Below are 18,707 nucleotides of genomic sequence, written 5' to 3'. Positions count from 1 at the left end.
AATATTACACCAAAATTGATTTTGAAAAAGTTGAGAATGGGTTCATGATTAAAAAGATTCATTCATAAAAGTTTGTATTTAAATATAAAATAGAATTTGAATTTATCATTTCTGCAAGTTCTCACGTTGGAATGGTGAAATCGTAAACAGCCTTTGTTTACTGCATTTGCAGCGATTTTAATGGTGTTTTAAATACATCAAATTTGTTGCAATTCTGCTCATAATTTTACTTCTTTTTTATTTTGTTTTTTATACATACTAACATATGTTAGTATTAAACTAACTTATGTTAGTTATATTATAAATAATAATAAATTAAATAAATTTAAAATATGAACGATTGTTAGTTTATGAAAAAAATAAAATTTTAGGTGTTTAAAATTTAATCTGAAATTTAGGAAATAGAAGAAATTGGGTGAATTGCATTGGATTCAATTGATGATTCACGCTCGATTGGAATGGATTTGGTAGGAATGGGTGCGGTAGGAATGGGTGCGGTAGGAATGGGCACGGTAGGAATGGGCGGTAGGAATGGGCGCGGTAGGAATGGGTTGAAACCCATTCCTATTTATAGTTTCCGGTTCATTCCATGTTTTTTTGGGGTTTCGTTTTCAATTGAGCATTTTTGGAGATTGTGTTATTAAATCCGGCTGAAGCCGGCATTGGGGGGTTTGGTGTTTCGATTTACATGGAATCTATTTATTGCATTTCGGAGGAATGGGTTGAAACCCATTCCTATTTATAGTTTCCGGTTCATTCCATGTTTTTTTGGGGTTTCGTTTTCAATTGAGCATTTTTGGGGTTTGCGTTTTTAATTCCGGCTGAAGCCGGTATTGGGGGTTTGGTGTTTCGATTTACATGGAATCTATTTATTGCATTCCGGTAGGAATGGGTTGAAACCCATTCCTATTAATAGCTATAGTTACAATTCATGTTTTATTTTGAATCCGTTTTTAAATCTTCATTTTAGAGGTTTCCGCTCCGTATCCGGCTGAAGCCGGCTTTCGTATTTATTGTTTTCGTATAAAGAAGGATAACGAAAAATATTAATATTTATCTCCAAAAAGAATTCAATCGCGTCTTCACATTTTCGCGAACGTTCATGTAAAAGATATTCAAATCTCCGCGATGAAAATTGGCAAAGGGATACAAAAAGCTGAATTTGAATTTGGGTTTGTCTACCCAAAGGATGCCTTTGTAAATCCTTGCACCTGACATACCAATTACCGGAGACTTGTCGAAGCCATCCAATACGGCTCCCAGGTTGAATTCCTTTGAAATGTAATCTTCAGTGGTTTTCCAATTTAAAGGATTGGTAATTATGACCTCTGCTTCATTTTTGATGTGTTTGGGTTTGTGGCCCATTTTAAAGCTTCGCCAGCTGCAAATGCAACCGGTTCCTTCGGGGTATTCGCATGCTTTTAAAAAGCGGAATTCATCTTTGGGAATAGGCCAACCGACCGCGTAAGCGACGACCAATTTGTTGCGCATGCTGTCTGGTTTGTCAAAATAATCCTGAAGCAACCTGATCATATGTAAGGCGCCCTGACTATGTCCGGCAAGAATAATAGGCCTTCCCTGGTTTTCTTTTTCTAAGAAATAATCAAACGCAGCTTTAACATCTGTATAGGCCAGGAGTAATGATTTTCTGGCTGATGCAGTATCTTCCGTAAAAAATGCCTCAAAGTGGGCCTGGCGATACCGGGGTGCATAAATTCTGCCCACTTCATTGAATATCGTCGCCTGATACTGAATAGCTCCTTCATCAGTTATTTGGTTGACTTTACTATTGTTTATTTCAGCGTTCCATTGATCATGCCCTCTTTTATTCAGGAAACTGGTAGGATGAATAAAAAAGACATCAGCTTGCGAAATCTGCTGCTGGTCTCTTAATCCAAGGGGCGTTGTATCTGCCAAATCCTTTTTCCCCGGCCAGGCCGCCCAATTCTCTGGAAGGGCATAATTGGGTGAATCGGGAAGTGTATAGTATTCAAAAGCATTTTTGGGTTTGGTAGCTGCACAGCTGCTCAGCATGAATAATCCCATTAAACCATAGATCCAAAATCGAAAATTTCGCTTCATACTGCAACTTTGAGTATATATACGTAGCGAGTTGACATATTGTTTTGATTTGTACAAGTTCTCAAGAGTAATTTTGCATTGATTCATGGAAAATCTTAAAAAAGACCTGTTAAATATAAGTCCGGAGGACCTGCAAAGCTGCCTGAGTGAGATGGGTTGGGAAAAATTCAGACACAAACAACTTCAGGAATGGTTATGGAAAAGAGCCGTCAGGGATTTTGAAAGTATGTCTAATTTGTCTAAAACCCAAAGACAACAATTATCTGAGCAGTTTTTTATTCCTGCACTCACCATGGATAAACAGCAGGAGAGTTCGGATGGAACTATGAAATTCAGATTTCGCACTTATGATGGATTTCCCATAGAATCTGTATTGATCCCTGTTGAAGACGATAAGCGGTTTACGATTTGTGTTTCTTCTCAATCGGGTTGCAGCCTCAGTTGTGCATTTTGTGCAACCGGAACCATGGGATTACTGCGTCAACTCACTGCATCTGAAATTGCAGATCAATTTTATGCGGTGAATTCTGTTTGTGAGCAGAAATATGGCAGACCGCTAAGCAACGTCGTGTATATGGGCATGGGTGAACCTTTGCTCAACTATAAAAATGTCATGAAGAGTATTGAAATCTTGTGCGCAAAGGAAGGGCTTGCTCTTTCTCCAAAACGTATCACCTTATCAACCGCAGGAATTTCTAAAATGATTAAAAAACTTGCAGATGATGGCAGCAAAGTTAATTTAGCCTTGTCCTTGCATGCTGCCGATGATCTCAAAAGAAATAAAATGATGGCCATCAACGAGAGTAACAATCTGAACAGCCTCATGGAAGCCCTGCGCTATTTTTATAAAAAAACCGGAAACCGGATAAGCTATGAATATATCGCCTTCGAAGGATTTAACGATACGGTTTCCGATGCCAAAAATCTCATTCGGATGTGTTCGCATTTTCCGGTAAAAGTCAACATCATTGAATACAATCCGGTGAAAGGAATGGATTTTATAAAATCTACCGAAGATCACATCAACAGCTTCGCTAAGGAAGTTCGCAAACACGGCATTATGATTACGGTTCGAAGAAGCAGGGGAAAAGATATTGATGCCGCTTGCGGACAGTTGGCGGTGGAAAAGGAGGGTAGTTAATAGTTGTTAGATGCTAGTTGTTAGTTTGCTAGATGTTAGCCTTTAGCTTTAGTCTGTTGGCTTTTTACTGTCCTAGGTTCTTCCTACCCATACCTTAAAGAAGTCGGGAGTTATTAGCTACTAGGTCCACAAGGATAAAAATTAATTAAATTCAATTTAACATCTGTATGTAAAAACGGCTTGACACCTTTTGCACCCCAGGCAAAGCAGTCGAAGAGATTAAATTATTAGTGAGTCCATAAAAGCGGAATGAAAACGCTCCCAATTAGAGGTTTTTATGAATTTTAAAATAATTTTAAGGCCTTGCACAATAATTATGTAAATTTTACTTTACATTTGTATAACTAAACTTTACATTATGAAAAATTTATTGCTTTTTCCTTACACTCTACGAACTCCTGGATGGATCCTGTTTTGGGGGTCATTTGTTGCTGGTATTGTCTGCTTGAGTTTCGATTGGGAGTGGGAGGTCCTCAAACTGCATACCTTGGCGATTTATGGGGATGCTATTTTTGGAAATGACACCTGGCTGGGTATCATCGAAGACAACCTCACCCTCGAAGTGATTGGGTTTTTGTTTGTTATGGGCATCCTATTTCTTGGTTTTTCGCATGAAACAGGAAGATGAATACACGCTGCAGATGCGCTATAATGCTTTGATGTGGGCTGCTTTGGCCAGTTGCATTTTGTTGATTTTTACGCTGTTTTTCTTTTATGGAACGGGCTATTTTTATTGCATGATCTTTAATATGTTTTCGATTCCATCCATCTATATTTTGAGGTTCAGTTATCTGTATCGTCAAAGTCAAATCAGCGAAGAATGAAAAACAAAGTCAAGGTTTATAGGGCCATGAATAATATTTCTCAGGAGGAATTGGCTCAAGCACTGGGTGTGAGTCGTCAGAGTATCTATGCGATTGAAACGTCGAAGTACATACCGTCTACTTTATTAGCGCTCAAAATGGCGAGCTACTTTTTGTGTTCGGTTGAGGAGTTGTTTGAGGTGGAAGAGGGAGATTAGAAAAAGAAGTGTCGATGCCTTATCAAAATCCTGTGGTTTCCCGCAGATTGCGCAGATTGAATTTCGATTAAATACTGAATAAATTTACCAGCATTTGGGGAATTACCCATTCATGACAGGTAATTCTTTTACGTCGAAAGTTGATAGTTGTTCGAACTGGCGGATGCGCTCGTGGATTTCTTCCTGGCTTAAGTTGCGAAGTTTACTCAAGCTGAATTCTTCTACACAAAACGAGGCCATCGTTGAGCCATAGATGATGGCGGTTTTCATATTTGAGAAACTCAGATCTCCTGTACGGGCCAGATACCCAATCATGCCACCAGCAAAGCTGTCGCCGGCTCCGGTAGGATCGATTACATCCGAAACCGGGAGTCCGGGTGCAAAAAATATTTGTCCGTTGTGAAAGAGTAAGGCTCCATGTTCACCTTTTTTAATCACCAAAAAAGCCGGACCCATTTCATGTATTTTATTAGCTGCTCTAACGAGACTGTGCTCGCCTGATAATTGCCGGGCTTCTTCGTCGTTGATGGTCAATAAATCTACGCGGGAAATCACTTTTTTCAAGGTGTCCATGGCATTGTCCATCCAGAAATTCATGGTATCTAAAACAATGAGCTTTGGCTTATGGGTAAGTTGATCTAAAACGGAAAGTTGAATATCGGGTGTTAGATTTCCCAACATTATAAATTGGCTGTTTTTATAACGCTCAGGTAAAACGGGATTGAAATCTGCCAGTACGTTTAGATCTGTCACCAGTGTATCGCGATTATTCATATCCGCATGGTACTTTCCAGCCCAATAAAACGATTTTTTTCCAGCAACGCGGACCAAGCCATCCATATTTACCCCGCGATTTTTTAAAGCCCGGATCTCTTCCTCAGGAAAGTCATCTCCAATAATCGACACCAGATTAATGTCTTTATACCAGTATGAAGCAGCCCAGCTAATGTAAGTACAAGCGCCGCCTATGACTTTTTCGACGGATCCAAAAGGGGTATGAATGGAATCAAATGCCATTGTACCTATAGTCAGTATGCTCATTTTGTTGAAATGCTTTTGATGTAAAAATAAAGCCCGAAAACCAATGCTTCCGGGCTTTTTGCGCCTCCTCTTGGGCTCGAACCAAGGACCTGCGGATTAACAGTCCGACGCTCTAACCAACTGAGCTAAGGAGGCGTTTTCAAAACGGACTGCAAATATATATTCTTCAACGGAATCGCTGAAACTAAAAATCAAATATTAGCGAGAAATTTAGCGCTTCCCCCTATTTATTGTGCTAATTATCAAAACAGTACAATAAATATCAGTCTGAACTGAGCGCTGCTCCAATCAAACTTCTGTTTAATCTGGCTATGTTTTCAAGGCTGATTTCCTTCGGACACTCGGCTTCACAAGCACCTACGTTACTGCAGTTTCCAAATCCCTCTTCATCCATTTGCTTGACCATATTCTGAACGCGCCTGGAATGCTCAATTTTTCCTTGTGGTAATAAACCCAGATGAGAAACCTTAGCAGCGACAAAAAGCATAGCTGAGCCATTCGGACAAGCAGCAACACAGGCCCCGCAGCCAATACATGCTGCAGCATCGAAGGATTTGGAGGCGAGATCTCTTTGTACGGGTATGGCATTTCCATCAATGGCCTGGCCTGTATTTACAGAAATAAATCCACCGGCTTGAATGATCCGGTCAAAAGCCGATCTGTCGACTACCAAATCTTTCACCACCGGAAATGATTTAGCCCGAAAGGGTTCAATAACGATTTCGTCACCTTCTTTAAAAAACCGCATGTGCAACTGACAGGTTGTCGTTCCGGAATTAGGTCCATGCGGACGGCCATTAATCACCATACTGCAGGCTCCACAGATCCCTTCTCTACAATCATGATCAAAAGCCACCGGATCTTTTCTTTCGGCTATCAATTGTTCGTTTAAAACATCGAGCATTTCCAAAAATGACATATGCTCGTTGGCATTTACTTCATATTTATCAAAACCACCTTTTGCATTTGGGTTTGATTGGCGCCAGATTTTTAGATTTAGATTCATGGTTGAAAAGTTTGCAGTTTATAATTCTCAGTTGGCAGTATTTATTTTTTTGACAATTTAATTTAGACTTTAATTACACCAAATTTAGATGGGTATTTCATCATGTGCTGTAAAAGTTTACCAATTTCTTCATTTGCTGAAAATAATTTTACACTTTGTTCCTCATTTAGATAATTACCCTTTATCGAAAATTCCAACCAAACATTTGTTTCTGAATTTTCCATATCTACATCGGATAATTTAGAGATAAAATGTGCCGGATACCTTCTTTTTCTATATGCTTCAGCAATATTTTTGCACACAGACCTCGATGATCTTCTCACCTGATCAGTTAAACTATATTTTTCTTCTGCAGTAAATTTTTTTGATAATTCAAATATTTGCATAGCCAATTCGAACGCCTTTTGATAAACAATTAATCTTTTATAATCACCCAACATTTTTATTATCATTAATTTTCAATTTCACCTACATCTGCCAACAGTGCAAGCTGACCAAGTGCAGTGCGCCAATACCACTTATGAATAATTCATCCTGCATGGTCATTCAGCGCTGTGTTATCAGATGTGAATTTTTTCATTACCATTTTATAAACATTTTTGTTCGAAGAATACCTTTTGAATTTCTTATGTGCAACAAATATAATCCTGAAACCAAATTGCTTACATCAATAATGTGATCATCATCAGAAAATATTAACTGTTTTATTATTTGCCCTTCTGAGCTTACAATGAAACATTCCTTATTATCTAAATTTGATGATATAATTCTAAGTTTATCTTGTGTAATGGTAGGTTGAATAGAATAATTATCGCTATTGACATCATTCGTTTCAGTCAATGAATCACAAAGATGAAAATAAGGTGGCCCAAAATCTATACCAATTGCTGTAATGTATTGCTTGCCTCGTCCTAAAATTATATGCTGAGTTATAAATGGAAGCTCAAAATTTTTTTCTAACAATTCAGGCCTTAAATCTTTAGTGTAGGTTTTATTGTTTGCGAGGCATGCTACTTCTCGGATTGGTACTGGATCATTGAACAACCATTTTTGAGAATAATAACTATCTGGTGAACCAACACTTCCATACAAACAAGGATGATTTCTAAAGTAAGATCGATCCCATGTCATCGTAACAGGCCAATTTTTAGTATATACAAATATTAAAAGTGGATTAGGAACAATGCATCCGTCGGGCTGATCAACATCATTGGCTGTAAGTATAATGTTTTGATAAAAATCACCACCAATGGCAAATTTTGGTTGTGCCCTAACTTCAAATGTAGAATCAAATGGAGAATTATCAATTATTTCTCCCCATTCTGGATTCCAATCATCATCAAATGTAATTTCATCAATTATAGAGGAATCGGCTCTAAATACAATTGTGTCTTTATTTCCACTCGCATCTTGAAAATAAAAACTCATTTCAAATTGGGCTTTCCTCTGCCCCCAACAATTGAAAGAAGAAAAAAGCAGGATACAAATTATTATTTTTTTCATAATGTTCTAATGATAATAATGGGTATATAGCTTCTTGAACTATTTCACATTAAATTAAATACTATTGCTTGATAAAAGTTTTAGTAAAAATTATACCGCCAACCTCAAATATAATTACATTTAATCCTGGATAAAATGATTCGATTGGAACATTTACATTATATATTCCTTGATTCTGTGACATCAATGATGTTACCGTGTAGTTAAAACTGGTGTACATTGGATGTGTAACTAGAATTCTCACCTCAGCGGTTTCTTCTAACTCATAATGTATAATTAAATAATCTGATGCCGGGTTAGGACTTAATGATATCTTGTAATCCTCATTAGGCACACCTACAATAGTGCAGTCCCTTACCGGGAGTATAAAAGGAAAGGATTTGTCAGTTTCACTGCAATCATTTTTAACAATCAGCTTTATTAAATACGGGTGATCCGGCAACATTCCATCTTGCCAATTTCCCAATATGGGGCCACTTATACAATATTTTTTAGCTAATCCAGAAAGCCAATTGGTCGTATGGATTATGGAAGGACTAGATGGATTTATATTGTCATATATTTCAATCTTGTATTGATTATATCCCATACTTGCCCCCAAATCAAAACAATAAGTACAATGTTTTGTTTTCACAATGTCTTTTGGTTGCCTGATTATAATTGCTGAAAGTGGCGGACAATTGCCACCTATTTGGGCGATATATTCGCATTTCAAATTCGATATGTGTTCTAGTGTTTTCAGAATTTGGCAATTAGTCCAAGCCGTATTTGGGCTGTTGTAACTCATGATGTTATTGTTGATCCAGCCTTGGTCACAGCAATGGTATATTGGACAAGGGCTCGGTGGATTACATTTAATGCTATTTGATGGTTCCAAGCCAAAGCATGTTTGTTCTTTTTCCTTATCAACTGGATTCGAACTTATCTGCCCATCACAATTTAGATCATAATCGAATGTGAGTTTAGGTGTATCATCACAACCATCAGGATCAAAACTGTGACCTAAACTCAAATTATGAACCAATTCATGATTCAATACTTGCCAATCAAATCGATTAACAGAACTAATGCTTCCACCTTGAAAGGCAGCTCCACTAGTAGAAGTATGATTGAAAGAGGCCATAAATACATTTAATTCAGAATTCGAGTTAATAGCATATTTAGAACTTAAATAGCTTAGGCTATATCCATCAAATTTATCAGAATTATTGCAATGAAAATAAAGCCCACTTATAACAAATCGGATTGGGTTGCAATGGGGTGATGAAGATGAAGTATTATAGCCACTTGCATTTAGTTGTGCCATATTATTAGCTAAATCTTCATTCGCTCGATATATAATATAACCTGCCCAACCAGCTGCGTCTTCTTGTTTTACAATTGTTGGGTCAAGAGGCAAGGAAACATCGCCAGAACAATCATCATTGACAAAAAAATGGAAATTGACTTTGATGTAAATCGGAATACAATTTTCGAAAATGGAATCTACATTAAAGCAAGGCTCGGATGCGGCTACTGCTTGAACAGGATCAGTAAGTACGCTACATTCAGAATTTTGAGCGTTTATATTTTGATTATGAAAAAACAATAATATGGTTACAATACCAAAGTTAAATATGTTTTTCATCTTCATGTTTTTTTAAAGATTCTTCTATTTTTTTTGTTTTTTAACGAATATTTTACACTATACTAAATCCAGTTAAAGAACACATTTCTAAAAGAAATTGCCAAGTATTTTAATTCAAAAATTCAATGCACATATAAATCTATTTGTTATATATTTTTCTCCTTTACTTCTATATTCTACTTATAACTCCTACTCGCAATTTTCACATTCTCATATTCGAGCTTTTCTTTAAACAGTTCGGGTTCTTTAGAGAGATCGGTCCAGGACCAGGCTGCGACAAAGTTGAAGTTTTCGTCGTCGCGTAAGGTCTCCCCTTCTTCTGTTTGGTATTCTTCGCGGAAATGTCCGCCGCAGGATTCGTTGCGTTGCAGGGCATCCAGAACCATCAATTCGCCCAGTTCGAGGAAGTCTGCTACTCTGCCAGCTTTTTCCAACTCCGGATTGAATTCGTTGGCTTGACCGGGAACAAATACATCGCGCCAGAATTCATCTCTTAGTTCTTGGATGGCTTTTCTTGCAAATTGCAATCCTTCCGCATTTCTTGCCATGCCGCAATAGTCCCACATTATTTTACCCAATCTGCGGTGAAAAGATTCTACAGATTGTTTGCCATTAATATTAAAAAAACGATGGATCTGATCCTTGACTTTTTTCTCCGCTTCTTCAAAAGCAGGAAGTTGTGTATCGATTTTTGGAGTTCTGATTTCACCAGATAAAAACTGGCCAATGGTATATGGTAAAACAAAATAACCGTCTGCTAAACCCTGCATTAAAGCAGATGCACCTAAGCGATTGGCTCCGTGGTCTGAAAAATTGGCCTCACCGAGTGCAAATAATCCGGGAATATTGGTTTCAAGATTGTAATCCACCCATAAACCTCCCATCGTATAATGCACTGCCGGATAAATTTTCATCGGTGTTTTATATGGATCTTCACCCGTAATCTTTTCGTACATCTCAAACAAGTTGCCGTATTTCTCCGAAACAACTGCTTCTCCCAATTTGATAATATTTGCTTCATCGGGTTCGTGAATGCCAAGCACATGTGCTTTGGATTTTCCGTAACGCTTTATGGCCGCCCCAAAGTCGAGATATACCGCAAGACCTGTAGGACTGACACCCAGGCCTTTGTCGCATTCTGTTTTTGCTGCTCTCGATGCAACGTCCCTTGGTACTAAGTTTCCAAATGCAGGATATCTGCGTTCCAGAAAATAATCGCGATCTTGTTCTGCAATATCCGTAGCTTTTTTGCGACCCTGACGAATAGCTTCTGCATCTTCTTTTTTTGCGGGAACCCAAACGCGGCCATCATTGCGCAAAGATTCGGACATCAATGTCAGTTTGGATTGGTAATCGCCGGATACGGGAATACAGGTTGGGTGAATTTGCGTATAACATGGGTTGCCCATCAATGCTCCATTCCTGACTGCTTTCCAAATAGCTGTGGTATTACATCCCATTGCATTGGTAGATAAATAAAATACATTTCCATATCCACCTGTAGCCAGCACCACACAATGTGCACCGAAGCGTTCTATTTTTCCATCTAATAAATTTCGTGCGATGATACCTCGTGCTTTGCCATCGACTTTTACCAGTTCCAGCATTTCGTGACGATTGTACATCTTTACAGAACCTAAAGAGATCTGTCGGCTCAAAGCCTGATAAGCACCTATCAACAATTGTTGTCCGGTCTGACCTCTGGCATAAAAAGTTCTGCTCACCTGTACCCCACCAAAGGATCTGTTCTCCAACAATCCGCCGTACTCTCTTGCAAAAGGTACACCCTGGGCAACACATTGATCAATAATAGCAGAACTTACCTCTGCAAGCCGATGTACATTCGCTTCTCTTGCACGATAATCTCCTCCTTTGATGGTGTCATAAAACAAACGATAGACACTATCGCCGTCGTTCATATAATTCTTGGCTGCATTGATACCTCCTTGTGCTGCAATACTGTGAGCTCGACGGGGACTGTCGTGAAATGTGAAACAGGAGACATTGTAGCCTAGTTCACCAAGACTGGCAGCCGCAGATGCTCCAGCCAATCCGGAACCCACAACTATAATGTCCAGTTTCCTTTTATTGGCAGGAGAAACTAAAGGTACTTTTGATTTATACTGGGTCCACTTTGATTCCAGTGGCCCTGCAGGAATATTTGATTCGAAATTCATATTAATAAGATCAAGCTTGGCTTAAATAAATGATGATCGGAATGACAGCAAATCCCAAGGATACCAGGATGGCGTAAGCCATACCGGCATAACGGATCAGCGGATTATATTTTTGATGATTCAAACCCAATGTTTGAAATGCGGATTGGAAACCGTGCCACAAATGCATCCCAAGAATGAGCATACTTATCACATAAAATATTACAAAGGGCAAATTATTGAAAGTGGCCATAACCATTACATAAAGATCCTGATAAGCCACTTCCGAATTCGGATAATTTACCATTGTTACATTTCCGAGTTTCATTTGCAACCAAAATTGGTACATATGGATTAATAAAAAGATGAAAATGATAATTCCCAAATGTGCCATGTATTTTGAAAAAAGGGAAACATCAGCGTTTGAAGGTACTTTGTAAGATTTACCTTTCGCCTTTCGGTTTTCCAGGGCCAATAAAATACCTTGTACGCTATGAAGTAAAATGGTAAAATATAAAATATAGGAAATGGTTTTGATGAGCGGATTATGCGTCATGAATCGGGTATATTGATTGAATTGCATCCCACCATCATCAGCCAGCAATTGAAAATTACCTAACAAGTGGACCACTAAAAACAAGATGAGAAACAATCCGGATAAACTCATGACCACTTTTCTCCCGATGGAGGAACGGAACAGAAAATTGAATAACCAAATCATAATAGAGGATTCGTTGATACCGCGGCAAAGCTATAACTGGATACTAAGAAAGATAGGCTAATGCTAAAAAATTCCAATTAAAATATGAATAGACACAGGTTAATTGATTGATACTAGCGGGCTTACAAAACTAAAGCAAGTTATTAAGTTTGGTACTAAACTAATATCCGAGTGCCTGACTTAAATCCTCTACGAGATCCTCTGCGTCTTCAATTCCCACACTGAGGCGAATTAAGGTATCTGTAAGTCCGTTGGCAATTCGATCTTCTCGAGGAATGGAGGCATGTGTCATACTGGCTGGGTGACCAATCAATGATTCAACACCCCCTAAAGATTCTGCACAAGCAAAGATTTTTGTGGATGCTAAAACCAACAAAGCATCCTCTAAAGAACCACTTTTTAAATCAAAAGAAACCATTGCACCAAATCCCCGCATTTGCGATTTCGCAATATCATGGTTGGGGTGTGTAGGAAAACCAGGATACAAAACCCTGGAAACTTTTGGGTGCTTAAGCAGGAAGTCTGCAATTTTAACCGCATTCTGACAAGCACGTTCTACCCGAACATGTAAGGTTTTGATCCCACGTAGAATTAAAAAACAATCCATTGGTCCCGGTACCGCCCCTGTCGCATTCTGAATGAATTTCATTTTTTCAAAAAGTTCCCGGGTCTTCGTTATAACGGCACCATGCACTACATCTGAATGTCCACCCAGATACTTCGTTGCGGAATGTAATACCAAATCGGCACCTAAATCGATAGGGTTTTGTAAATAGGGGGAAGCAAATGTATTATCGACACAAACCAAAAGTCCTTTCTCATGGGCTATTTTGCAGATGGCACGAATATCAACGATGCTCAATAGAGGATTTGTAGGGGTCTCCACCCAGATGAGTTTCGTTTTGTCAGTAATACATTTTGAAAGTTCATTCGGGTCAAACATCGAAATATATTTACTGCTGATGCCAAGGGGTTCAAAAATTCTAACCAGCTGCCTGTAAGAACCTCCGTAGAGATCATTTGTAGCAATAACTTCATCTCCGCTTTTCAACAATTTGATAACTGCATCCATTGCTGCCAATCCACTGCCAAAACAAATTCCTCCATATCCGTTTTCCAATGCTGCGAGATTTTCTTCCAATACTTGCCGGGTTGGATTTTGTGTTCTGGCATATTCAAATCCTTTGTGATTGCCAGGACCCTCCTGTACGTAAGTTGATGTTTGAAAAATAGGAGTCATGATAGCCCCGGTTGAAGGATCCGGATGGACACCTGCGTGGATCACTTTGGTATTGAATTTCATGGATTTTTAAATTAGAAATATTATAAAAATAGCCACAAAACTTTAGTGTTTTGTGGCTATTAAAGTATTTTTAAATATTAATTTTTAGAAAAAGAGTCAAATAACGAACGTTTGTTATCCAAATTAATATAGAACAAATAATGTCCGGAAGGAATGCCCGAAATGTCTAAACGAAATTCAGCTTCTTTTGGCAACGAACCAGATAAAATCGATTTGCCCTCTGCATTGATAATCGAATAATCTGCTTTGGAAAAATCAAGCTCCTTTAAATCAATCAACATTTCATTTGAGACCGGGTTGGGTGATATTTTAAATAATGATGAAGAGGCTGACTGGTCATTATTTCTAACGATTTCCTGATCTTTCAAAAAAGTAAAAGCCGTATCATTTACGATGCCATTGTCATCTTCAAATTCCGCAAAAAGCAAGGTAGCCACAGGTTCTGCAAAACCAGAAGCAATCCAGCTGTAAGTTATTAAGGTTTGACTTCCGAAAGGAATGCCCAAAACAGAAATTTCCACTAATTGGACGCTCTTCATTTTGATAACCGGAAAACTTCCTTCTTCTGTTTTCATGGTGCCCCAGGCATCTACAGTTGAATTGGTCATCATTGCCATTTGCGCCGGAAAACCACCTGCATCAAAATTCGCGGTAACATCATTCTGAAAATTATCACCAAAATTGAGAGGGTATTTGGTAATGGTCACCTTTTTATCAAATGCAATGGCCAATGAAGATTGGTATAAGCCCACCAGATAAAGTCCAGTATTGTTATATTCGTACATATTAAAAGCACTATCGATATTTGGAACATTTACGTAAGCCATATTACAGCCTGGAAATTTTGAAAGAAAGTGAAGTCCATTTACGGGAATGTATTCCGTGCTAAAATCTTCAAAACCAGTTCCTGTGATATCCCAATTTTGGTTACCTCCAGCTTTCTGATAGTCTTGCAAATCAAAACCCGAAAGGTCGCTCAATTGGCCGTGTTCAAGTTTTATACCCGGCCTGGGTCCATCTGCCGCAGTATAGGTAATTTGGGCATTTAAACCACCAAATAACAAAACAAATAAAAGTGTACATAAATTTTTCATAGGCAATAGTTATATTATTTTACAACAAAAGAAAGAAATCCATACGAGTTAAGAGGATTTATAGGGCTCAATAACAAAAACTTAAATAAAAATACGACTTTTCGTTGAATTCTAATGATTTCCCTAAAACTCCATTGATTAGAATTGAAGGCTTTATCATGGTTAAATTATAAAGACTAATTTCCATCAAGCCCGGCAGACCAATGGTAAGAAACAGAAACTGAATCAATGGGACCTTGAAGGATGGGTTTTTTGAAGATTTCAATTTTAAGCGCCACGACTTGAGGAAACGCAATTCTCAATTGAATCGCAAGTTTGTTTGCCAAATTCTCCAAAAGCTCTTCATTTTGTGCGAAAACTTGATTAGCAATGTCATATACCCCTTGATAATCAATGGTATTAGCGAGTGTAAAACCGGTTTTAGCATTGGGTATAAAAGACAAATGAATGTCTGCTTGAATCTCGGTAGTCCATTTTTGCTCTACGGGATAAAGCCCATATGGTCCGAAGAACCTGAGTTTATGGAGACTGATTTGCATTAAATTTGTATCTTCCATGATTATTAACAAGCCATTTTAGGCTTCACTTGTAGCCGCTATTAACTTTGCGCAAAATTGATAAAAAGACATGAGTTCTGGTACTGATCGCTATGAAGGCCATGATTATTATGGCGTGGATGAATTGCTCCAGGAAGATCACTTATTAGCCCGCGAGGCAGTAAGGGCCTGGGTTAAATCGGAAGTAAGTCCGATTATCGAAGAATATTCTGAAAAAGCTCAATGTCCGACACATTTATTCAAAGGGCTGGCTGAAATCGGTGCCTTTGGACCCAGCTTACCAAGTGAATATGGAGGCGGAGGAATGGATGAAATAGCTTACGGAGTTATTATGCAGGAATTGGAACGGGGCGACTCAGGGATTCGGTCAATGGCCTCAGTTCAAGGTTCTCTGGTTATGTATCCCATCTACCGCTTTGGTTCGGAAGAACAAAAGCGAAAATATTTGCCAAAACTTGGAGCTGGAGAATTTATAGGTTGCTTTGGGCTGACGGAGCCAGATTTTGGATCCAATCCTTCGGGAATGATCAGTAATGTCAAAGATGATGGAGATGCATATATTTTAAATGGAGCCAAAATGTGGATCACAAATTCACCATTGGCAGATTTGGCAGTTGTGTGGGCTAAGGATGAAAACGGTGATATTTTGGGAATGATCGTCGAAAGAGGCTGGAAAGGCTATTCTGCACCTGAAATTCACGGTAAATGGTCTTTGAGAGCTTCGATTACGGGTGAACTCATTTTTGAAGATGTGAGGGTCCCGAAAACACATGTTTTTCCCAATGTAAAAGGTTTGAAAGGTCCATTATCCTGCTTGTCTAAAGCCCGTTATGGAATCGCCTGGGGAGCCATAGGTGCTGCTTTGGATTGTTATGATGTTGCTCTTCGATATTCTAAAGAACGCATACAATTTGACAGACCTATTGCCGGTTTTCAGTTAACCCAAAAGAAATTGGCAGAAATGATCACAGAAATCACCAAAGCCCAACTTTTAGCATGGAGACTTGGAATGCTGGCCAATCAAGGCAAAGCGAGTCCCGCACAAATTTCTATGGCCAAACGCAATAATGTTCATATCGCCCTTCAAATTGCAAGGGAAGCCAGACAAATATTGGGCGGAATGGGGATCACTAATGAATACCCGATTATGAGACATATGATGAACCTTGAAACGGTTTTGACCTACGAAGGAACACATGATATCCACTTATTAATAACTGGAATGGATGTAACGGGGATCAATGCTTTCGGAATGTAATGGCAAAAGGCAACAATTAAGTTTTTATTAATAACTTTCAATACTTTAAAACGTTTAACAGAAAACCACAGATTTTTGACCTCAGAAGAATACTATCGAACATCATATTACGCGTTCATTAAACCTGGCAGTATATTTCTATTTGTATTTGCAGCAGGATTTTTATGGATGGCACAAGTGGCTCTGGCGCAGCATCCGCAGGATATTTTTTTACAAAATGGATCCTTTGAGGATGTACCAGATTGTTGCAAACCTCCCTCAGGTTGGGTAGATTGCGGTTTTAAAGGAGAAACACCACCCGATGTACAACCTGCCCTTGATGACTCCAATCGTCCATTTTTTAATGTAACCAAAGCTGCATTTGCAGGTAACACCTATTTGGGTATGGTCGTCCGCGAAAATGACACCTACGAACGCGTCGCACAAAGACTCCTAAAGCCCTTAAAGAAAGATCTGTGTTATACTTTTAGCATTTATTTATGTCGTTCTGATAATTACTTGAGTGCATCCAATCGCAACGAACCAGACAAACTCAAAGAATTTACACAACCCATCTTATTGCGCATCTGGGGCGGCGATGCGTATTGTCATCAAAAACAGTTGTTAGCAGAATCGCCACTCATTTCAAACACTGATTGGAAAAAATACGAATTTGAATTTGAGGTTAAACATGACATGTGGTATTTTGAATTGGAAGCATTTTACAAAACGCCGGTACTTTTTCCTTATAATGGAAATATTTTATTGGATAATGCATCCCATATTACAATTATCCCTTGTCCTACAGATTCAAAAGCATATGCAGAGTACAAAAAAGAAATCCAGAAAGCAAAAAATGGCAATACAAAACCAAAAGAGAATTTAAAAACAAAATCAAATTCTGGGACTTCTTCAATACCATCCAAACCTAAACAACGCATCTTAAAATATCTCGATAACAAGATGTCAGTAGGACAAGTATTTAAAATAGAAAAATTATATTTTGAGACAGATTCAGCTACTATCAAACAAGAATCTTTTGACGTGCTTGACGAATTATTGGAGTACCTGGAGAAAAACAAAAAAGTTAAGATTGAGATTGGAGGGCATACCAACAACAGATGTTCAGAAAAATATTGCGAACGTCTTTCACTTCACAGGTCTGAAGCAGTGAAGGCATATCTCGTTGAAAACGGAATCGACGGATCGCGCATCGTTTGTAAAGGATACGGCCGTAAAAATCCCGTAGCATCAAATTCTACGGTAGATGGACGAAAACTCAATCAACGCGTAGAAATAAAAATACTCAGCATCAGTGGTTGATCTACATCTGTGTTACTTACACAAACCCAGGTAAGTTGTGATTAAAACAAGCGGTATTGTATTTCGGAACACTCGTTATAAAGAAAGTAGCCTGATTCTGGATATCTTCACAGAAGAAGCAGGCCTCCAATCCTTTATTGCTAACGGTGTATTTAGTAAATCCAATCAACGCCTGGCTGCTGCCCTTCAGCCAATGAATATTGTTGAAGTCGTAGCATACTACAACGAACAAAAAGAATTACATCGATTGAAAGAAGTATGCATATCCGTTATGTATCAAAAAATTAGATTCGATATTAAACGCTCTGCCATGGGTTTGTTTTTGCTGGAAGTATGCAGGAAAACGATTCGTTCCCATCAAGCTAATAGTGAATTATTTCATTTCGTAAAAAATGCGTTCGAAGAAATAGATCACACTGACAGCTTTAATCCAAATTTTCATCTTGAATTTTTAGTACAGCTCATGAGTTATTTGGGTTTCCAACCTCAAAATAATTATTCTTCAAACACAAGTTGTTTTGATATGGTCAATGGAATTTTTACAAGCTACAAAGGCGAGGCCGTTTATCATCTTTCTGAAGGAGCAAGCAAAATATTCTCCGAAATGCTTTCTGGACAATCATACATACATTTATTTCAGAATAGTCAACAGCGCCGCCAAATGTTGCATGCGCTCATACTTTATTATCAATTACACATTGAAAATTTTGGTCAGGTAAAATCTATGGAAGTATTCCATGAGATTTTAGGGGCTTGAGAATTTCTTGAAAATATATTAAATAAAATCTGCTTACTTCAAAAATAATTAAATCCAATTTTGAGTCCTTCAAATGGAGCAGTTAATATATGGTTCACAGAATCAACTCAGGTGATGATCCCAGAATTGCAATTAATA

General features: G+C 38.3%; 19 protein-coding genes and 1 tRNA gene. 8 read left to right on the top strand and 12 right to left on the bottom strand.

Annotation, left to right across the window (positions count from 1 at the left end; translation table 11 throughout):
- Nucleotides 1-458: 458 nt before the first annotated feature.
- Complete coding sequence (locus IPM92_00565) at nucleotides 459-644, top strand: hypothetical protein (protein MBK9106894.1); 186 nt, start codon at nucleotides 459-461, stop codon at nucleotides 642-644.
- 409 nt (nucleotides 645-1,053) lie between these two features.
- Here IPM92_00565 and IPM92_00560 read toward each other — a convergent pair whose 3' ends face one another.
- Entirely contained in the window at nucleotides 1,054-2,082 is a 1,029-nt protein-coding gene (locus IPM92_00560; protein ID MBK9106893.1) for a DUF3089 domain-containing protein, read from the bottom strand.
- An 85-nt stretch (nucleotides 2,083-2,167) separates the two neighbouring features.
- Between IPM92_00560 and rlmN the strand changes: the two genes are divergently transcribed.
- The 4 genes from rlmN to IPM92_00540 all read left to right on the top strand — a co-directional run bounded on the left by rlmN (nucleotide 2,168) and on the right by IPM92_00540 (nucleotide 4,244).
- Entirely contained in the window at nucleotides 2,168-3,223 is a 1,056-nt protein-coding gene (rlmN, locus tag IPM92_00555; protein MBK9106892.1) for a 23S rRNA (adenine(2503)-C(2))-methyltransferase RlmN, read from the top strand.
- 358 nt (nucleotides 3,224-3,581) lie between these two features.
- On the top strand, nucleotides 3,582-3,851 hold the full coding sequence (locus tag IPM92_00550; GenBank protein ID MBK9106891.1) for a hypothetical protein: 270 nt from the start codon (nucleotides 3,582-3,584) through the stop codon (nucleotides 3,849-3,851).
- The gene (locus IPM92_00545; GenBank protein ID MBK9106890.1) at nucleotides 3,835-4,047 is read left to right on the top strand and encodes a hypothetical protein; all 213 of its coding nucleotides are present in this window, start codon (nucleotides 3,835-3,837) and stop codon (nucleotides 4,045-4,047) included. Before IPM92_00550 ends, IPM92_00545 begins: the two co-directional genes overlap by 17 nt.
- On the top strand, nucleotides 4,044-4,244 hold the full coding sequence (locus tag IPM92_00540) for a helix-turn-helix transcriptional regulator (GenBank protein ID MBK9106889.1): 201 nt from the start codon (nucleotides 4,044-4,046) through the stop codon (nucleotides 4,242-4,244). Before IPM92_00545 ends, IPM92_00540 begins: the two co-directional genes overlap by 4 nt.
- A 102-nt stretch (nucleotides 4,245-4,346) precedes the next feature.
- On the opposite strand, the gene IPM92_00535 is transcribed toward IPM92_00540, so the two are convergent.
- From IPM92_00535 to IPM92_00485, 11 genes are all read right to left on the bottom strand, one after another.
- Nucleotides 4,347-5,285 carry a bifunctional hydroxymethylpyrimidine kinase/phosphomethylpyrimidine kinase gene (locus tag IPM92_00535; protein MBK9106888.1) on the bottom strand — a complete coding sequence of 313 codons (939 nt, stop codon included), beginning with the start codon at nucleotides 5,283-5,285 and terminating at the stop codon, nucleotides 4,347-4,349.
- A gap of 61 nt (nucleotides 5,286-5,346) precedes the next feature.
- A tRNA-Asn gene (locus IPM92_00530) sits at nucleotides 5,347-5,420 on the bottom strand.
- A 127-nt stretch (nucleotides 5,421-5,547) separates the two neighbouring features.
- Complete coding sequence (locus IPM92_00525) at nucleotides 5,548-6,291, bottom strand: succinate dehydrogenase/fumarate reductase iron-sulfur subunit (GenBank protein MBK9106887.1); 744 nt, start codon at nucleotides 6,289-6,291, stop codon at nucleotides 5,548-5,550.
- Nucleotides 6,292-6,353: 62 nt separating this feature from the next.
- Complete coding sequence (locus IPM92_00520; protein MBK9106886.1) at nucleotides 6,354-6,731, bottom strand: four helix bundle protein; 378 nt, start codon at nucleotides 6,729-6,731, stop codon at nucleotides 6,354-6,356.
- 139 nt (nucleotides 6,732-6,870) lie between these two features.
- Nucleotides 6,871-7,794: a T9SS type A sorting domain-containing protein gene (locus IPM92_00515; protein MBK9106885.1), complete on the bottom strand. Its 924-nt coding sequence runs from the start codon at nucleotides 7,792-7,794 to the stop codon at nucleotides 6,871-6,873.
- 61 nt (nucleotides 7,795-7,855) lie between these two features.
- Nucleotides 7,856-9,421: a hypothetical protein gene (locus tag IPM92_00510; protein MBK9106884.1), complete on the bottom strand. Its 1,566-nt coding sequence runs from the start codon at nucleotides 9,419-9,421 to the stop codon at nucleotides 7,856-7,858.
- 176 nt (nucleotides 9,422-9,597) lie between these two features.
- Nucleotides 9,598-11,598 (bottom strand): fumarate reductase/succinate dehydrogenase flavoprotein subunit, encoded by a 2,001-nt coding sequence (locus IPM92_00505; GenBank protein MBK9106883.1) that lies wholly within the window; start codon nucleotides 11,596-11,598, stop codon nucleotides 9,598-9,600.
- Between the two features lie 10 nt (nucleotides 11,599-11,608).
- Nucleotides 11,609-12,298: a succinate dehydrogenase cytochrome b subunit gene (locus IPM92_00500; protein MBK9106882.1), complete on the bottom strand. Its 690-nt coding sequence runs from the start codon at nucleotides 12,296-12,298 to the stop codon at nucleotides 11,609-11,611.
- Nucleotides 12,299-12,458: 160 nt separating this feature from the next.
- Nucleotides 12,459-13,601: a cystathionine gamma-synthase gene (locus IPM92_00495; protein MBK9106881.1), complete on the bottom strand. Its 1,143-nt coding sequence runs from the start codon at nucleotides 13,599-13,601 to the stop codon at nucleotides 12,459-12,461.
- 77 nt (nucleotides 13,602-13,678) lie between these two features.
- Complete coding sequence (locus tag IPM92_00490) at nucleotides 13,679-14,695, bottom strand: T9SS type A sorting domain-containing protein (protein ID MBK9106880.1); 1,017 nt, start codon at nucleotides 14,693-14,695, stop codon at nucleotides 13,679-13,681.
- A gap of 176 nt (nucleotides 14,696-14,871) precedes the next feature.
- On the bottom strand, nucleotides 14,872-15,252 hold the full coding sequence (locus IPM92_00485) for a dihydroneopterin aldolase (protein ID MBK9106879.1): 381 nt from the start codon (nucleotides 15,250-15,252) through the stop codon (nucleotides 14,872-14,874).
- A 70-nt stretch (nucleotides 15,253-15,322) separates the two neighbouring features.
- Between IPM92_00485 and IPM92_00480 the strand changes: the two genes are divergently transcribed.
- The 3 genes from IPM92_00480 to recO all read left to right on the top strand — a co-directional run bounded on the left by IPM92_00480 (nucleotide 15,323) and on the right by recO (nucleotide 18,569).
- Nucleotides 15,323-16,510, top strand: a complete 1,188-nt coding sequence (locus tag IPM92_00480; protein ID MBK9106878.1) for an acyl-CoA dehydrogenase family protein — start codon at nucleotides 15,323-15,325, stop codon at nucleotides 16,508-16,510.
- Between the two features lie 75 nt (nucleotides 16,511-16,585).
- Nucleotides 16,586-17,812: an OmpA family protein gene (locus tag IPM92_00475; GenBank protein MBK9106877.1), complete on the top strand. Its 1,227-nt coding sequence runs from the start codon at nucleotides 16,586-16,588 to the stop codon at nucleotides 17,810-17,812.
- 37 nt (nucleotides 17,813-17,849) lie between these two features.
- Entirely contained in the window at nucleotides 17,850-18,569 is a 720-nt protein-coding gene (recO, locus tag IPM92_00470; GenBank protein MBK9106876.1) for a DNA repair protein RecO, read from the top strand.
- Nucleotides 18,570-18,707: the final 138 nt, after the last annotated feature.

This window comes from Saprospiraceae bacterium (genome assembly GCA_016719615.1).
GTDB lineage: Bacteria > Bacteroidota > Bacteroidia > Chitinophagales > Saprospiraceae > Vicinibacter.
The sequence above is the reverse complement of the archived record's forward strand: the minus strand, read 5'-3'. Positions and strand labels throughout refer to the sequence as shown.

Coding starts and splice junctions, on each gene's coding strand:
- IPM92_00565 (MBK9106894.1), top strand. CDS start 459: ATGGATTTGGTAGGAATGGGTGCGGTAGGAATGGGTGCGGTAGGAATG.
- IPM92_00560 (MBK9106893.1), bottom strand. CDS start 2,082: ATGAAGCGAAATTTTCGATTTTGGATCTATGGTTTAATGGGATTATTC.
- rlmN (MBK9106892.1), top strand. CDS start 2,168: ATGGAAAATCTTAAAAAAGACCTGTTAAATATAAGTCCGGAGGACCTG.
- IPM92_00550 (MBK9106891.1), top strand. CDS start 3,582: ATGAAAAATTTATTGCTTTTTCCTTACACTCTACGAACTCCTGGATGG.
- IPM92_00545 (MBK9106890.1), top strand. CDS start 3,835: ATGAAACAGGAAGATGAATACACGCTGCAGATGCGCTATAATGCTTTG.
- IPM92_00540 (MBK9106889.1), top strand. CDS start 4,044: ATGAAAAACAAAGTCAAGGTTTATAGGGCCATGAATAATATTTCTCAG.
- IPM92_00535 (MBK9106888.1), bottom strand. CDS start 5,285: ATGAGCATACTGACTATAGGTACAATGGCATTTGATTCCATTCATACC.
- IPM92_00525 (MBK9106887.1), bottom strand. CDS start 6,291: ATGAATCTAAATCTAAAAATCTGGCGCCAATCAAACCCAAATGCAAAA.
- IPM92_00520 (MBK9106886.1), bottom strand. CDS start 6,731: ATGTTGGGTGATTATAAAAGATTAATTGTTTATCAAAAGGCGTTCGAA.
- IPM92_00515 (MBK9106885.1), bottom strand. CDS start 7,794: ATGAAAAAAATAATAATTTGTATCCTGCTTTTTTCTTCTTTCAATTGT.
- IPM92_00510 (MBK9106884.1), bottom strand. CDS start 9,421: ATGAAAAACATATTTAACTTTGGTATTGTAACCATATTATTGTTTTTT.
- IPM92_00505 (MBK9106883.1), bottom strand. CDS start 11,598: ATGAATTTCGAATCAAATATTCCTGCAGGGCCACTGGAATCAAAGTGG.
- IPM92_00500 (MBK9106882.1), bottom strand. CDS start 12,298: ATGATTTGGTTATTCAATTTTCTGTTCCGTTCCTCCATCGGGAGAAAA.
- IPM92_00495 (MBK9106881.1), bottom strand. CDS start 13,601: ATGAAATTCAATACCAAAGTGATCCACGCAGGTGTCCATCCGGATCCT.
- IPM92_00490 (MBK9106880.1), bottom strand. CDS start 14,695: ATGAAAAATTTATGTACACTTTTATTTGTTTTGTTATTTGGTGGTTTA.
- IPM92_00485 (MBK9106879.1), bottom strand. CDS start 15,252: ATGGAAGATACAAATTTAATGCAAATCAGTCTCCATAAACTCAGGTTC.
- IPM92_00480 (MBK9106878.1), top strand. CDS start 15,323: ATGAGTTCTGGTACTGATCGCTATGAAGGCCATGATTATTATGGCGTG.